Origin of the sequence: Hydrobacter penzbergensis (genome assembly GCF_900106985.1) — a bacterium.
GTDB lineage: Bacteria > Bacteroidota > Bacteroidia > Chitinophagales > Chitinophagaceae > Sediminibacterium > Sediminibacterium magnilacihabitans.
Window position 1 is genome coordinate 599,589 of record NZ_FNNO01000001.1, and the last position, 16,794, is coordinate 616,382.

The following is a 16,794-nucleotide window of genomic DNA, read 5'->3' on the forward strand; positions in this document are numbered from 1 at the left end:
ATGCCTGAACAACGCGCCACATGGGAAGTCATACAGTTCTTTTATGAGAGCTTCATATTCTATTATGGTGTCAGTCTCCTGTTGGTATATGCGTTGCTCGCCATCCTTTCTTTTATTGCCGTCAGGCGTTTCCTGAAAAAGGAACAGTTTGTGGACTATGAAGAGATCACCTGGGCTAAGCATGCGCCCGGTGTTTCCATTATCGCCCCGGCTTTTAATGAAAGTGTAACTATTATTACCAATATCCGTTCCCTGCTAACGCTCAATTATCCGAGATATGAAGTGATCATCATCAACGATGGAAGCACAGATGATACACTTGAAAAAATGATCGCACAGTTCAGCCTGGTAGAAGTTGATTTTGCCTACAATGAACGGATCGTTACCAAACCGGTAAAAAGAGTTTTCAAATCTACTATCGGAGCCTATGAAAAATTGACCGTGATAGACAAGGTTAACGGAAAGAGCAAAGCCGATGCCAGTAATGCGGGTATCAATGTCGCGTCCTTTCCTTATTTTCTTTGTACCGATGTGGATTGCATACTGGAAAGGAACACATTATTGCGGATGATCAAACCCTTCATGGAAGAAGAAGGTAAAAAAATCAAAGAGGTCGGAGAACCTTGCCCGGAATGCGGTTACCGGCATGTGGTAGAAGATAACCGCCGCGTTATTGCCACGGGCGCCACCCTCCGGATGGCCAACTCCTGTGAAGTGGAAGACGGTGTGATCACACGCATACGTCCGCCCAGGCAGCTACTTCCCCGTTTCCAGGAAATGGAATACATACGCGCTTACGTTATTGGCAAATTGGGCTGGTCCATGATCAATGCCGTTCCCAATGTATCGGGCGGCCTGGGCATGTTCGACAAAGAAATTGCTATTAACGCGGGAGGGTATGATGGTAAGTCTTTTGCGGAAGATATGGACATGGTAACCCGTATGGTTGCCTATATGACCAGCAATAAACTGAAATATAAGATCAAATACATCCCTTTTACTCTCTGCTGGACCGAAGGCCCCGCTACATTGAAAGTGTTTGGAAGACAAAGAATGAGATGGGGCCGTGGATTGTTTGAAGTGATGTCGATGCACAGGCGTATCTTCTTCAACCCTTCCTATGGTTCCATGGGATTGATCGTATTCCCTTATAACCTGTTCTTCGAATTCCTGGCCCCGCTGATTGAAGCTACGGGCATTCTCTATTATATTTATCTGATCTCGGCAGGCCATATCAATTGGCCCTATGCCAGGATACTCCTGGTATTTGCATATTCTTTTTCAGTGATGATCACGTCACTGGCTATTTTGTGGGACCAGATTACCTTTCATTACTATCGCAGGTGGACCGAAGTACTGGGATTATGCCTGATGGCGTTCCTGGAACCATTTATTTATCATCCGCTCATCGTGTTCTTTGCTCTTCGTGGTTATTTTAATTTTATTACCGGTAAAAAACACAGTTGGGGCAATATGCAAAGACAGGGCTTCAGGCCAGCTCAAAAAACAAAGGAGGCAGTTGTATGAGAGTTGCTATAATAACTTGCTGTACCATACTGTTGATGGTATCCGGAGTACATGGACAGTTTAATAAAAAAATGAATGCCGATGATTATACCGAGCTCACCACGCAAAGTATACAGCAAAAAAATTACACAGCTGCTATCCGGTATGCCAAATCAGGATTAGCCAACAGGTCGGGCGATGTGGACCTGTTGTTCCTGCTGGGCAAAGCTTATATGCTCCGGGGCAATGCCGACAGTGCCCGGCCCGTATTAAGACGGGTAGTAGTGAATCAACCTAAATACCGGGACGCCTATCTGTTGATCATCAACCTGGAAATGCAGGACAAACACCCGGAGGAAGCCCTGTGCTTTGCAGATGATGCGCTTTACTACTTTCCGTATGATCGTGAGTTCATGCTGAAAAAAATGGCTGCACTGGACGCCGGGCACGACAGGAAAAGTGCAGACAAATGGGCCGATGGTTTGTATGACCGTTATTACAACGACAGTTCGATCCTTCGTTTTTACATCAACTACAAACTGGAAAACGCCAGGCGCTATCTCAAAAACGGAAATATACCCAGGGCCCATTACAATTATGATAAAGTACTGGAAGAAGACCCGGTCAACAAGGAAGCCATTGATGCATTATACAGCCTCGAACTCCGCAAAAGTAATAAGCAGGCTGCGCTGGACCTCACCAACAGGATGCTGGGAACCGACCCGCGTTCTTATACTTACCTGCTGCAGAAAGTGAGTCTGCTGGAAGAAATGAAACGATATGCCGAAGCGCTGGAGACATTGCAGCTCATGCAGCATTATTTTCCCAATACACCTAAGCTACAGCAGCTGCAGCAATCGCTCCAGATGGCTTCTGGTCGTTTCTATATGAAGCAGGACCCTTACCTGCAATTCCAGTCCATTTTATCTCAATCACCTGCCAACCGCGAAGCAATCGACTATACCATCAATCTGGCCACATCAAAAGGTCTTTATACCGATGCGCTTGCTTTTGAAAATAATGCGCTTCGCCACTATCCCGGCGACCTTAACCTGCTTTTAAAGAAAGAAGGTACATTGGAAAGCCTGCACCATTATATTCAGGCTGCGACTGTTGCAGAAGACATTTTTAACCGGCAGTCTACTATTGCCAACAAAGACCGGCTGGTTGAACTGACACTACAGGCCGGCAGGCAGTATCAACAAGACATGAATACCGACAGCGCACTGGCTGCTTTCAAACGCGTCCTCACACTTGAACCGAACAACCTGGCAGCGCTTCAGTACTCCGCCAATTTGTTGGTTGCCCGCAGACAGTTCAAGCCTGCGCTTGTATTACTCGATCAGGCCATTTCCTCGCAACCTGGCAACAGGGATGAATGGTTGTTTAAAAAGGCTGATATACTCGCCCAATCAGGCCAGGTCGATGATGCGCTGGCAATCGCATGGCAGCTTGTGCAAAGGAATCCCGGCAACAGCGCTTACAACAACTTCTTGGTGGATCAGGCGCTTACATTAGGCAGGCAATACATGCAATCGGAAGATTACGATGGAGCCCGTGAGGTATTCAGGACCGCGCTGGCAAGCGACATATCCAATATGGATGCTTTGAATGGCATGATCAATCTGGAAAGCGCTGTGCACCGTTACGATTCTGCATTGTATTATGCCAACAGGGCATTGCTCGTACAGCCCGATGATAAAAACCTGCTGTTGAAAAAAGCAGGTGTGCTGGAATCGATGCAGTCATTCAGGGAAGCTTATGTTATTACCAGTGCATTATACAAGCGCTACCCATTCAGTAGTAAGCTGCGCAATACCTACCTGGAACAGGTATTAGCCTCAGGCCGCTACTTCAATAAAATGCAGCAGACCGACAGTGCGCTGTCTGAATTTTCCAAAGTGCTGGCGTTATCGCCTGCCGACAGCAATGCACTCATGTATACCATCAATATACTGAATGAAAAAAAGGCTTACGATACGGCACTTACATTGATAGACAGGGGACGTGAGCATTACCCTGAGAGTGAATATTTCCTATTGAAAAAAGCGGTGGTCCTTGAAAACAAAGCGTCTTATCTCGATGCATTCAAGGCAGCCGATTCCACAGCAAAATTGTTCCCTTCCTTGAAAAACAGGGAGTATGCCGATTATCTCCGGTCGAGAACTTTTAAAAACCAGGTAGGAATGCAGTTCCTGTACAGTGTGCTGGATACAGGCAGTCAAACCAGTCGTGCCAATATTGCCACTTTGCAATACCTGCATTATTTGAGCAAAGGATCTATTGCAGCCAGGCTGAATTTTGCAGGCCGCAATACAGGCACCGGTTTACAGATGGAACTGGAAAGTTATTATAAACACAATCCCCGTTATTATTCTTATGCCAATATTGGAATATCAAACAATATTGTGTTCCCCCAGTGGAAATTGGGGTACTCGTTGTTTCACAATTTTGCAAAAGGATGGGAAGCGGAATTGGGTGCCAGGTACTTGTGGTTCAAACAGGATCAGTCGGGGATATTTTCCATCGTTGGTTCCGGCGCTAAATATTTCGGCGACTTCTGGGCCAACCTGAGGTATTTCCTTATTTCCTCCGGTAACAGTAGCCTGTATCATGCAGCCACATTAAACATACGCCAATACCTGAATGATAAAACAGATTACCTGAGCGCTGCTTTCGGAATTGGCAACTCGCCCGATGAGTTCAGCAGGAATTTCCGGTTACCGGCTAACCTCGGCATTACTACTTACAGTATTGGAATGGGATACGCACATACCATGCAATACAGGAATACAGTCAGTATTTCGGGGAACTGGTACAATCAGCAATTGACATCGGGTACTTTCCGGAACCAGTATGATATATTCTTCAGTTTCCTGAGAAAATTTTAAATACCAGGCATGATGCGTTTTGTACTGACCATAATGATCTCGTTGATGCTCACATCCTGCAACCGGGCTGCGGACCTGGTATTGGTATCCAAAGGCCACTCTGCTTATACCATTATCATCCCTGCTGAAGCTACTGCAAATGAAAAGAAGGCCGCCGGCATCTTGCAACAGTATATTCAACAGTTATCCGGAATTAGATTGCCCATTCAACCCGAGCCAGTTTCCGCTACAAGCAAATCGCCTTCTATTTATGTTGGCAATACAGAGAAAGCGCAAAGTTTTCAGGTTGGATCAGTAAATGGTGAAGGTTATTTGCTGACCCGGCAAGATAACAACCTGGTGTTGTATGGCAGGCATGGCCAGGGGGTGGTATATGCGGTGTATGCATTCATCGAGAAATACTTCCATCTTTTTAAAGGCGCTGGCGAGCCTGTTTTTATTACTCCGGTTAGAGACCTTGTGGTGACCGGTTTTACGCCAGCAATATCCAACCCTGCTTTTATTTATCGGCAGGCTTATTTCCCTGCATCACAGGATGCGGAATACCTTTCGTGGCATAAACTACAACAGTTTGAGGACCTTTGGGGTATCTGGGGACATAGTTATTTTAAACTGGTAGATTCCGCTATCTATTTTAAAACACACCCGGAATACTTTTCAGCCATCGACAGCATCAGGCAACCTGTACAGCTTTGCATGAGCAATGAAAAGGTGGTAGAAATCGCCATAGCAGCGCTCAAAAAAAGAATGGAAAAATTTCCAGATGCTGAATATTGGTCCGTCAGCGCCAACGACGATATCAATTATTGTACCTGTGAAAAATGCAGGGCTATCCAGAAAGAAGAAGGGAGTGCATCCGGCGCCCATCTGCGGTTTGTGAACAGGATTGCTGCTGCTTTTCCCGATAAAAAGATCACCACACTGGCTTACCAGTACACAGCGGAGCCGCCTGCAAAAACCAAACCCCTGCCCAACGTGTTCATCATGCTGAGCACCATAGACGCTTATCGTTCAGCGCCACTTGTACAAGAAGCTTCTGCGCGTCTTTTCATGAAACAAATCAAAGGCTGGCGCAAGCTCACAGGCAATCTCATGCTTTGGGATTACAATACCCAATTCACTAACTATCTCTCGCCATTCCCAGATCTCTTTTTCCTGGCCGATAATATCAGGTTCTATCAATCGCTTGGCGTCAAAGGGTTGTTTTCGCAAGGCAGTGGTGAAAGTTACAGCGACCTCGCTGAACTGAGGTCTTACTTGCTGGCTAAACTCAGCTGGGATCCCCAGGCTGATTGGCGCCAGTTGATCGAAACGTTCTGCTCGCAATATTATGGCGCTGCGGCTCCATTCATACGCAGTTATATTGATCAGCTACAGGAAGCAGCACAGCATTCCGGGCGTCCAATCGATATCTATGGCAACCCGGTATGGGAATACAATACTTACCTGAGCCCTGAAAAAATAGATGCCTATTCAACGATACTCGACAAAGCCGCGGCGGCAGTTGAGAACGATACATTGAAGAAAGCAAGGGTGGAAAGAGTAAGGCTATCCCTGGAATATACCGTATTGCAGCAATCCCGGTTTTTCGGTCCGGAAAAACATGGTTACCTCGAGCTCTTGCCGAACCAAAGCGGCTATCGGGTAAAAGCTTTGTGGCCTGGAAAAGTAGAACGCTTCGGAGCTGCTGCAACAAGGGCGGGTGTAAGAGAATTATCAGAAGGCGGGTTGAGTCCTGATGCATATGGCCAGGAATGGCAAGGACTATTTGAAAAAGGATGGCAGCCCAATCTGGCATTGCATGCTGCTGTAAAATTAGCTACTCCTTTTGCACCTGAATATACCAACAAAGGACCATTGACTTTGGTGGATGGCGTTACCGGCAATCATGATTTCAGTTATAACTGGCTTTGCTTTTACGGACAAGATATGATTGCAACCATCGACATGGGCGAAACGAAAACGGTCAGTAATATACATGCCGCATTTCTCGATGATCCAAAGCACCATATCTTTTTACCAGCTTCGTTACAGGTGGAAGTATCGGCAGATGGCAGCCGGTATGAAGCCGTACAAAGCACTTATATGAATCAGCTGGGGGGCGCTCTTGAAGAACATTACAATATACACCGGATTGTGTTTGATTTTTCTGTTCCGGAAACGAGGATACGTTACATCAGGTTCTCTGCAAAAAATCATGCTGCCTTGCCTAAGTGGCGTTATCATCCTAATAAAAAGCCTATGATCGCTTGTGATGAAATATATGTTTTATAATACCTAATGTATTGATGATATGACACAGATACTGACTGTTGATGACGACCATATTATGCTGGTAATACTGAAGACCGTTCTTACGAAAGAGGGTTACCATGTTACACAGGTCAAGAACGGAAAAGAAGCCATTGCGCTCAAAGATCGATTTGCATTCGACCTGGTCATTTGTGATCTCATGATGCCGTATGCGAATGGATATGAAGTGCTCAGCAGTTTCAGGAATGATCCTGTTACCGCCAATACACCTATCATCATTCTTTCATCGATAGGCAATACAGCTACTATTGAAGAAGTTTTGTCGCTGGGAGCAAACGAATTCATTTCCAAACCTTTCACTTCAGCAGATTTGCTTCACAAGATCAAAACATTATTGAACACCAGGAAACAAACAAATACTATGTTGCGTAATTAAGTTGCGGATACACTAGCTATTCGTTGCTGGGCAATATTCTCTCCTAAAGCAAGGTTTTCAGGAGTATAGCTACCCAACTCCAACAGTGTAAGCTTCCCTGAAGTCCGGCCATGACGAAGTTAGCAAAACTGTTAATGTGAGCTCCTCCCTTTTTTAGTGCCACCCCTATTAATTGGTTGATATTCAATGGACTGTTGAAGGAAAATAGTTCGATGGTTCGAAGCTGCTTCGAGAGCGTTTCGAGTGTTCTTCGACTGTCTCTCGGGATCGATTCGGGATTGATTCGGGTTTCCTTCGGAGATCCTTCGAGACCGCTTCGGGATCGCTTCGCAAATTCCCGAAGCGCTCCCGAAGGAATGCCGAAAAAACTGCTTTATCGCAGATAGCTTTTTAAAAGATTGTGCATTGTCCATGTTGGGACATTATGTAGAAATTCTTTCCATGTTTACAGATGCCTTATGGAATAAAGGAGATGCTTTTGCAGTACATAAATTAATCAAAAGAGAAAGCGAACTATCCCCTTTGACGTTGGAAGGCCCATAGATGTTCTCGAAATAAGTGCGAAGGGCTTTAAATAGAAATATAAAGCCGATAAGAAGATCAATTAACCTAATCTTAGTTGCCACCTTCTATTGTTTAAACTATGTTTAAACCAGAAAAAACAAAAGGGTTTCATTTTTCAATGAAACCTTTGTCGTTATTGAGTGGAGAATACCGGATTCGAACCGGTGGCCTTCCCGCAATCCTGCGGGACGCTCTAACCAACTGGACTAATTAACCATTCAATGTATTTTCTACTCTTCTTGGATTTAATTTCATTTTCACGGTTTACTGCTGCTATCCGAGTTTCATATTGCTCGTAATATAACATGATCCATGGCGCTCCTGCCCGTGTTGATTTGCTACGTCCTGAATTGTGTTGTGCTAATCTGATTTCAATATCCTCACAAGAACCGGTATAGTATTTATTGGTCTTAGTGGAATGCAGTATGTATACATAATAGGGCATATCATATACGTTGAAAATAAAAAAACCTTACACTGTCTTTGTGTAAGGTTCTATTTGTGGAGAATACCGGATTCGAACCGGTGGCCTTCCCGCAATTCTGCGGGACGCTCTAACCTCCTAAGCCGTTACTCACAATAAAAAACCTTACACTGTCTCTGTGTAAGGTTCTATTTGTGGAGAATACCGGATTCGAACCGGTGGCCTCTTGCATGCCATGCAAGCGCTCTAGCCAACTGAGCTAATCCCCCGTCATTTTTTTTCTCGTAACCTAAGGCCTTCCCGCACACTTGCGGGACGCTCTAGCCAACTGAGCTAATCCCCCGTTGAGGACTGCAAATGTAGGATCCTGGAAGAAGTTGTCAAAATTTTAGTTTATTAGATCGTTATTACAGTATAAAAAAGAGCCCTAAAAAAGGGCTCTTTAAAAACTTAACCTGCAAACTTAATTAGCACAAAGCTAAACAGCGGCATCGCAGGGATTCACTGCAAAGCTAGAAGATGCAGTAGATACGAAAAAATTTATTCCCATATCTCTCCCTTGCCTTCGAGCCAAAGCTTCACGGATTGTGTAGTAACAGATTTAGGTCTTTCGAGCGGGAATCCGAGGGCACGATCCCAGCAGAGACTGGCCAGTACGCCCAATGCACGGCTTACGGCAAACAATACGGTATAGAACTCGTATTCTACCAATCCATAATGCACCAGTAAAGCGCCGCTATGCGCATCTACGTTGGGCCAGGGGTTTTTGATCTTACCCAGCGACTGCAGAATGGGCGGCACCGTATCGTAAATTTTCCAAACTGTATTTACCAGTTTATCATCGGGCATATGCTTCTTACCAAATTCCATCTGCGCAGTGAAACGCGGATCGGTCTTACGCAATACAGCATGTCCGTAACCGGGCACTACTTTACCGGATGACAAGGTTTTACGAACGTACTCTTCTATTTGTTCTTTGGAAGGATCATCGGTACCCAATTCTTCCTGCATTTCAAATATCCACTTGATCACTTCCTGGTTGGCCAGTCCGTGCAAGGGACCCGCGAGTCCGTTCATACCTGCGGCATAACTCAGGAAAGGATCGCTCAGCGCAGAACCCACCAGGTGTGTAGTATGTGCCGATACGTTTCCACCCTCATGATCGGCGTGAATGGTCATATACAAGCGCATCAGTTCTTTGAAGCTTTCATCTTCAAAGCCCATCATGTGGGCCAGGTTACCGGCCCAGTCGAGCAATCCGTTCGGCTGTATATGATCGTTGTTCTTGTATTTCCTGCGATAGATATAAGCGGCGATACGCGGCAGCCTGGCAATCAGGTCCATCGCATCGTCGTAGATAGAATTCCAGTAATCTTTTTTATTGATGCCCTTGGCATATTCCTTGGCAAAATTGCTTTCTGTTTGCAAGGCCATCACGCCCGTAACGAACATGGTCATGGGATGCGTATTGATAGGCAATGCATCAATGATATCAAATACATGATTGGGCACATGGCTGCGGCGTTGCCACAAACTGGTGATCTCCGCGGCATCTTCTTCCGTGGGCAATTCACCCATCAACATCAGGTAAAACAATCCTTCGGGTAAGGGCTCACCGCCTTCGGGCGCTTTAGGCAATTGCTGTTGCAGTTCAGGAATGGAATACCCGCGAAAACGGATGCCTTCCTGTGCATCGAGTAAACTGGTTTCTGTAACCAGTCCGGTCATACCCCTCATCCCCTGGTAAATCTGTGCAAGTGTTACTTCGCCAATTTTCTTGCTGCCGTGTTCTTTTAATAATTCTTTGATTTCTGTGTTAGCCGCGTCCGCTGTTACCTTGAACCGCTCTTTGATCGTCCCCATGACACTTTTTTTATGAAATGTAACAGATTATATACAATCTGTTCCTGATGTTAAAAAATGGATGGCTAAAGGTAACGCAACTTGCTATTGGTAACAAATGAATTAGGGCTAATCACTTTAAATAAAGGTAAATTCTACTTGGGAGCCCGCTTATAAAGCCGTATAATTACAAAAACAAATATGATATTGGGTATCCAGGCCGCCAGCAAGGGAGGCAGGCTACCCTTAGTGGAAAAGATGGTAGAAAAGCGGTCGGTGATGATGAACAGGGCCGCCGTTACAAAGCCTACCGCCAGGTGTACCCCGCTTCCACCCCTCACTTTACGGCCGCCCACAATCGCACCAATCAGGGTCAGAAGCAATACCGTTACACAGGTGGCATCGCGGCGATACCGTTCTACTTTGAGGTCGTTGAGTCCCTCAGAGCCACGCAATTCTTCCAGTTTGATGAACCGGTCGAGGTCGGGTGTGGTCAGTTTATCTTTCGTGTATTTATCCCTGCTGAGATCGTAGGGCTTGAAATTGAATTGCATGCTTTGGTTGAAATTCATGCTCATCTGTTCTTTCAATGGCTCTACTTTACGGTCTACCAGGTACTCCAATTTCCATTTTTTAGTAGGCGCATCCCAAATAATTCCATCGGCCCGCATATTCTCTATCACTTTTCCATTCTTCACTTTATAAGCAAAAAAAGGCCCGCCTCTTTTGCCCAGCGTATCATACGAATAAATGCCCGCATAGGTAAACGAATCTATCCGCAGGTAAATATTACTGCTGGTGCTGAGCAAAGCATTGTAAGAAGAATTGTTATCGACATACCTGGCTTCAAAAGTTCCCCTGATCTGGTTGGCGCGGGGCACTACATATCGATTGGCAAACCACAATAGTACAGCCAGTATTACGCCTCCTATCCAATAAGGCCGCAGCCACCGGTTATAGCTGGTGCCGCTGGCCAGTATGGCAATGATCTCACTTTTACCCGCCATTTTGGAAGTAAAAAAGATCACTGCAAGAAATACAAACAAAGGAAACAGCAAGGCAATGATATGCGGCACAAAGCCATAATAATAATCGGTGATGATACGTCCGGCACTCAGGTGCGACCTGTTGAAGTCTTCCGTCTTCTCACTGATATCCACCACCACGGAAATGATGGTAAAAAGAAAGATGGCGAAGAAAAAAGTGGTAAGGAATTTCTTCAGTATGTACCAGTCGAGTTTCTTCATTTATACAAATATACTGTTCTGCCCGGCAGCATCGCCGAACTATAACCGCTGTTTAACAATCTGCACCATTTCATTTTTCCATGAAACAAAATCGCCTCCCAGGATGTGTTTGCGGGCTTCGCCCACGAGCCAGAGGTAGAACGACAGGTTCTGCAGGCTGGCCAGTTGTAAACCCAACAACTCTTCCGATACGAACAGGTGCCTCAGGTAAGCTTTGTTATAGTACTGGCTCATTTCGTTGGGCAGACCAGGATCAATAGGACTGAAATCGGTGGCCCATTTTTTATTCCGGATATTCACAACGCCCTGTGTGGTAAACAGCATGCCATTGCGTCCATTGCGCGTGGGCATCACACAATCGAAAAGATCGATCCCCCGGTGAATGCATTCCAGTATGTTCCAGGGCGTACCTACTCCCATGAGATAACGTGGTTTGTTGAAGGGCAGGCGGCTGGCACAGCTTTCGGTGAATTCATACATCATGTCTTCGGGTTCACCCACACTGAGTCCGCCTATGGCATTACCCACCGCATTTTTCGAAGCGATATAATCACAGGAAGCATCGCGGAGGTCTTTGTAAGTGCTACCCTGTACAATGGGGAACAGGTTCTGTGTATAGCCGTATTTATCGGGTGTTTCAGCCAGTCGCTGTATGCACCTGTCGAGCCAGCGATGCGTGAGTTCCATGCTTTTTTTCGCATAGTGGTATTCGCTGGGATAAGGCGGACATTCATCAAAAGCCATCATGATATCGGCGCCGATGGACCGTTGTATATCCATCACCGATTCGGGTGAGAAAAGGTGACGGCTACCGTCGATATGCGACTGGAACCATACGCCTTCTTCTTTGATCTTACGGTTACCGGCCAATGAAAACACCTGGTAGCCGCCGCTATCGGTGAGGATGGGCCGGTCCCACCCGTTGAAACGGTGCAGCCCGCCCGCCGCTTCCAGCACGCCGGTGCCGGGCCGCAGGTATAAATGATAGGTATTGCCTAAGATGATCTGCGCCTGTACATCGTCTTTCAACTGTTGTTTGGTAACGGCTTTCACGCTTCCTACCGTTCCCACCGGCATGAAAATGGGGGTAATAATTTCCCCATGATCGGTACGGATCTTACCCGCCCTCGCTTCGGAGCCCGCTATTCCTGATGCCTGCAATTCAAAGGTCAACGCTGCCATAGGGCGCAAAAATAAGTTGAAAGCTTTATTTTTGCCGCATGACTATACCGCCGCTGACCTGGGACATTGCCTACTACCTGTTCTGTGCAGTGATCGCCATCCAGGTCTTTTACTATCTCTTCTTTTTCCGCAGACTTGCTTTTTATACCGCGCCCCAACGTTCCCTCAGCATTGAACACCCTGTGTCCGTTATTGTGTGCGCGCGTGATGAAGCGCATAACCTGGTAAAGACATTGCCGGGCATACTGGTACAGGATTATAAGACGAGCTTTGAGGTAGTACTGGTGAACGATAATTCAACCGATGACACCAAATACCTGGTAGATGAGTTCATGAAATCGTTCAAGAACATCAATTATATACCCCTCACCCAGGAAGCTAAAATGATCAGCGGCAAGAAATTCCCTTTATCGATGGGTATCCGCAGCGCCAAATACGAGATCGTGTTGCTTACCGATGCCGACTGCGTACCGGCCAGCGAATTCTGGATACAGCAATTGCAGGACAGCTACGATGAGCAGGTAGAGATCGTACTGGGTTATGGAGCATATCATAAAAAACCCGGCCTGCTGAACAAACTGATCCGTTTCGAGACCTTCCATACCGCACTGCAATACCTTTCGTATGCGTTGGCAGGCAAGCCCTATATGGGTGTGGGGCGTAACCTCAGCTATAAGAAAGATGTATTCTTACGCAATAAAGGTTTTTCTTCCATCAACCAGATACCCAGTGGTGATGATGATCTCTTTATCAACCAGGTAGCCAATGCAACCAATACGGCGATATGCATTGATCCGGCATCGCATACATTGAGCGAACCCAAGACCACCTGGAACGACTGGATGTCGCAGAAATACCGTCATTATACTACCAGTAAATATTACAAAGGGGCACATAAAAGGTGGCTGGGATTGTACTCCCTGACCTTGTTTTTCATCTACCCTTTACTGGCCGTTACCCTTTTTTCTCCCTATTGGTGGATGGCGTTGGCGGTATACGGGATCCGTTTCATTATTCAGGCCATTGTGTTGTTTAAGGGGATGAAAAAACTGAATGAAGCCGATCTCTGGCCCTGGTTCCTCTTCATGGATATCTGGATGTTCTTCTATTATATGTTTACTTTACCTGCTATATGGAAAGCGCCCCGCAAAAACTGGAACTGATCTTACAATACTTCGATGATTTCAATGAAGTGCAGTTGCAGCAACTGGCTGCGCTGGAAGAATTGTATAAGGAATGGAACGCCAAGATCAATGTGATATCACGGAAGGACATCGATAGCATTTACCTGCACCATGTATTGCATTCGCTGAGCATTGCCGCTATTGCTAACTGGCAGCCGGGCACCCATGTGATCGATATCGGTTGTGGCGGCGGTTTTCCCGGCGTACCGCTGGCGATCTTTTTTCCCGAAGTAAAATTTCATTTGGTAGATAGTATTGCCAAGAAATTAAAAGTGGTGGATGCAGTTGCGGAGGCCACCGGCATTCGAAACATCACCACACAACATACGCGTGCCGAAGAAATCAAAAACAGGAAATTCGATTTTGCTGTTTCGCGTGCGGTAGCGCCTTTGAAAGACCTCTGGCAATGGAGTGCGCCTCTGTTGAAAAAAGGCGGCAATCAGGAAATTGCCAACGGACTCATCTGCCTCAAAGGCGGTGATCTAGCACAGGAAATCTCCGAGAGCCGTTTACGACCGCGCATGATGCCGGTTGACAAGATTTTCCCGGAAGCTTATTTCGAAGACAAGTACATACTACATGTAGCGAAATAATCCCTCCATCGTCATCCCGAGCGAGCGAACGCGAGTCGAGGGATCTGCTGACAACTTCATGAGATCCCTCGGCTACGCTCGGGATGACGGTCGAGTATTAATCGGGTATCACCAGTTTATTATTATTCCTGTTCACATCCGCCATGCGTTGTGAAGGGTCTATCTCTATTGATTTCAGATTTTGTATACTTCCCTTGATGGTGAGCACATACTCCGGATGTGTCCAACGCCATTCAGTATCTGTGATTACCGGCATGCGGCTCTCGGGTAATTTACTGCCGAACATCAGATCAAGCGGAATGGTATGTGCTTCCTGGGTGCCGTCTTTGTATGTGATGAGTACATCTACCGGCATGGGCATCTTCCCTAATCGGTGCAGTGTTACCTGTGTTTTGCCATCCATTATATTGATATCGCCTACTGCGTAGTCGATGGTCTTGGTGGTATAGATCCAGTATTCTTTGTACCAGTTGAGTTCAATGCCACTTACCTGTTCAGCAACACGCATGAAATCATTGGGGTTCGGATGTTTGAAATGCCATTCTTTGTAGTAAGTCAGCAATATTTTATCACGCACACTATCACCTACTATATATCCCAGTTGTGAAAGGAATACTGCCCCTTTGCTATACGCAGCCGCAGCGTACGCATAATTGGTATTGTAATGATCGGCATGGGTAGAAGCCGGCTCTTCATATCCGCTTTTGGCCAGGTTGAAATAACTTTTATATGCCGCTTCGTACCAGAATCCTTCCTTGTTGCGCAGCGCCGATAATACACGGGTGCTGGAATAATCTGTAAAGCCTTCATCCATCCAGGGGTACAACGATTCATTCGTTCCCATCATCATCTGGTACCAACTATGCATCCATTCGTGCAAAGCCGTGCCTACGCTCGCACTTTTGATGAGTGTGGCCATGGGATATTCCATACCACCATCGCCTCCCTGGATAAATGTATAGGTCTTATAAGGATAGGCGCCGAAAGTTTTGCCCATGATGGGATAAGCCAATGCAGCCGTATCGGCCATTTTCTGCCAGCGGTCTTCCAGTGAGTCCACGGCTTTGTATACTACCCTGATGAGCGGGCCATTAACCGGTTTGCGCGTGATCATTTTGTATTGTGGATCTGCCGCCCACACAAAATCATGCACGTTATTGGCCTGCCAGTTCCAGGTAACCGTATTGCCGGTTGCCGTAACAGGCTTAACGCCGCTTGCTTCATAACCTCTTCCTATTTCATTGGCATTGAGTAAATCACCTCCGGCGGCAACAAAATAATTTTTATCGATGGTGATGCGCACATCATAATCGCCCCACACACCATAAAATTCGCGCGCGATATACGGATTGGGGTTCCATCCCTGGTAATCGTATTCTGCCAGCTTGGGGTACCATTGGCTCATGCTGTACCGGATGCCTTCTTTGTTATCGCGACCTGAACGACGTACCTGGAGTGGCACCTGAGCTTCAAAACTCAGTTCCATTTCTGTTTTACTGCCGGGCAATATGGGTTTATTCAACTTCACTTCCAGGATGGTCTCGTGTTCTTTGGTTGTTTGCACCATACCATTCACCTTAATAGCGGTTACTTTCTGGTAACCGATCTCATCTGGTTTCAGTTTGCTGATGCGGTCTTTTACGCGCTGGTCCCAATCGCGCCCGTCGAAGTCTTTTTTAGGTTCAGTAAGCACTGTTTTGCCCAGTTCTCTGCTGCGCACATCCATGCTGCTGTTGGGCTGAAAGGCATTCCAATACAGATGAAAGAAAAGACGTGTGAGCGTATCGCGTGAATTGTTCCAGTAATCGATCTTTTCATGACCGGTGAAGCGGTTGGTTTCCACATTCATCTGCACGCTGATATTATATTTGATGCGCTGCTGCCAGCGGTTGGGCTGGGCAATGGATGCACTTAATTGTAATACCATGAACAGCAATAATGCCGCACGAAGTAATTTCCTTTCCATCATCGGTTGATCTTTTGGGAGGGTAAATGTAGGCCTTCTAAGCTTCCGTACCAGCAAGTACAATCACAATCTCGCCTTTGACGGCCTTGGATTTAAAATGTTCACAGAGTTCCTGCAAGGTTCCCCGCGCGTTTTCTTCGAACAGTTTGGTGAGTTCGCGGCTCACGCTGCAGCGCCTGTCAGGACCGAAATAAGTAATGAACTCTTCCAGTGTTTTCACCAGCCGCATGGGGCTTTCATAAAAGACCATGGTTCTTTCTTCCTGCGCCAGTTGTTTCAACAAAGTTTGCCGGCCTTTTTTCAACGGAAGAAATCCTTCAAATACAAAACGGTTGGTAGGAATGCCACTATTAACCAATGCCAGAACAAAAGCAGTAGCGCCCGGAAGACATTCCACTTTAATGCCTTCTTTTATGCATTGCCGAACCAGCAGAAAGGCCGGATCCGATATGCCCGGTGTGCCTGCATCGGTGATCAATGCAAAAGTTTTCCCGGCACGCATCTGTTCAGTGAGGTGTTCAACGATCTTGTGCTCGTTGTGCTGGTGATAAGGCGATAAAGGTTTTTGAACCTGGTAGTGCTGCAGCAGTTTCGAAGAAGTACGTGTATCCTCGCAGAGGATCACATCTGCCTGTTTCAGCACTTCGAGTGCGCGCAGCGTGATGTCCTTTAAGTTACCTAATGGTGTGGGAACGAGATACAGCAT

12 protein-coding genes and 3 tRNA genes are annotated in these 16,794 nt (G+C 46.3%); 6 read left to right on the forward strand and 9 right to left on the reverse strand.

Features of this window, described 5'->3' with window-relative positions; all coding sequences use genetic code 11:
- Genes BLU98_RS02770 through BLU98_RS02785 form a run of 4 tightly spaced genes read left to right on the forward strand, consistent with a single transcriptional unit; the run spans nucleotide 1 to nucleotide 7,086 of the window.
- Nucleotides 1-1,527 carry a glycosyltransferase family 2 protein gene (locus BLU98_RS02770; RefSeq protein ID WP_092721721.1) on the forward strand — a complete coding sequence of 509 codons (1,527 nt, stop codon included), beginning with the start codon at nucleotides 1-3 and terminating at the stop codon, nucleotides 1,525-1,527.
- Complete coding sequence (locus tag BLU98_RS02775) at nucleotides 1,524-4,397, forward strand: tetratricopeptide repeat protein (RefSeq protein WP_092721723.1); 2,874 nt, start codon at nucleotides 1,524-1,526, stop codon at nucleotides 4,395-4,397. Before BLU98_RS02770 ends, BLU98_RS02775 begins: the two co-directional genes overlap by 4 nt.
- Before the next feature lie 9 nt (nucleotides 4,398-4,406).
- A complete protein-coding gene (locus tag BLU98_RS02780; protein WP_092721725.1) occupies nucleotides 4,407-6,671 on the forward strand; it encodes a glycoside hydrolase family 20 protein in 2,265 nt (754 codons plus the stop codon).
- Between the two features lie 19 nt (nucleotides 6,672-6,690).
- Nucleotides 6,691-7,086 (forward strand): response regulator, encoded by a 396-nt coding sequence (locus BLU98_RS02785; RefSeq protein ID WP_092721727.1) that lies wholly within the window; start codon nucleotides 6,691-6,693, stop codon nucleotides 7,084-7,086.
- A gap of 705 nt (nucleotides 7,087-7,791) precedes the next feature.
- Here the strand turns inward: BLU98_RS02785 and BLU98_RS17665 are convergent.
- The 7 genes from BLU98_RS17665 to tgt all read right to left on the reverse strand — a co-directional run bounded on the left by BLU98_RS17665 (nucleotide 7,792) and on the right by tgt (nucleotide 12,345).
- Nucleotides 7,792-7,862 (reverse strand) — tRNA-Pro (locus BLU98_RS17665).
- Nucleotides 7,844-8,095, reverse strand: a complete 252-nt coding sequence (locus BLU98_RS18010; RefSeq protein WP_092721731.1) for a GIY-YIG nuclease family protein — start codon at nucleotides 8,093-8,095, stop codon at nucleotides 7,844-7,846. The genes BLU98_RS17665 and BLU98_RS18010 overlap by 19 nt, the downstream gene beginning before the upstream one ends.
- Nucleotides 8,096-8,152: 57 nt before the next feature.
- Nucleotides 8,153-8,219: transfer RNA gene (locus tag BLU98_RS02800), tRNA-Ser, on the reverse strand.
- Between the two features lie 50 nt (nucleotides 8,220-8,269).
- A tRNA-Ala gene (locus BLU98_RS02805) sits at nucleotides 8,270-8,343 on the reverse strand.
- A gap of 271 nt (nucleotides 8,344-8,614) precedes the next feature.
- Nucleotides 8,615-9,937 carry a citrate (Si)-synthase, eukaryotic gene (locus tag BLU98_RS02810; RefSeq protein ID WP_092721733.1) on the reverse strand — a complete coding sequence of 441 codons (1,323 nt, stop codon included), beginning with the start codon at nucleotides 9,935-9,937 and terminating at the stop codon, nucleotides 8,615-8,617.
- Between the two features lie 134 nt (nucleotides 9,938-10,071).
- Nucleotides 10,072-11,163, reverse strand: coding sequence for an LptF/LptG family permease (locus BLU98_RS02815; protein WP_092721735.1), 1,092 nt, complete (start codon nucleotides 11,161-11,163; stop codon nucleotides 10,072-10,074).
- 39 nt (nucleotides 11,164-11,202) lie between these two features.
- Nucleotides 11,203-12,345, reverse strand: coding sequence for a tRNA guanosine(34) transglycosylase Tgt (tgt, locus tag BLU98_RS02820; protein WP_092721737.1), 1,143 nt, complete (start codon nucleotides 12,343-12,345; stop codon nucleotides 11,203-11,205).
- Nucleotides 12,346-12,383: 38 nt separating this feature from the next.
- Here tgt and BLU98_RS02825 point away from each other — a divergent pair, with 38 nt between their 5' ends.
- Complete coding sequence (locus BLU98_RS02825; RefSeq protein ID WP_092721739.1) at nucleotides 12,384-13,508, forward strand: glycosyltransferase; 1,125 nt, start codon at nucleotides 12,384-12,386, stop codon at nucleotides 13,506-13,508.
- Complete coding sequence (gene rsmG / locus BLU98_RS02830) at nucleotides 13,478-14,122, forward strand: 16S rRNA (guanine(527)-N(7))-methyltransferase RsmG (RefSeq protein ID WP_257574666.1); 645 nt, start codon at nucleotides 13,478-13,480, stop codon at nucleotides 14,120-14,122. Before BLU98_RS02825 ends, rsmG begins: the two co-directional genes overlap by 31 nt.
- Before the next feature lie 97 nt (nucleotides 14,123-14,219).
- Here rsmG and BLU98_RS02835 read toward each other — a convergent pair whose 3' ends face one another.
- Both BLU98_RS02835 and rsmI read right to left on the reverse strand, forming a co-directional pair.
- Nucleotides 14,220-16,091, reverse strand: coding sequence for a M1 family metallopeptidase (locus BLU98_RS02835; protein ID WP_092721741.1), 1,872 nt, complete (start codon nucleotides 16,089-16,091; stop codon nucleotides 14,220-14,222).
- 34 nt (nucleotides 16,092-16,125) lie between these two features.
- A complete protein-coding gene (gene rsmI, locus BLU98_RS02840; RefSeq protein ID WP_092721743.1) occupies nucleotides 16,126-16,794 on the reverse strand; it encodes a 16S rRNA (cytidine(1402)-2'-O)-methyltransferase in 669 nt (222 codons plus the stop codon).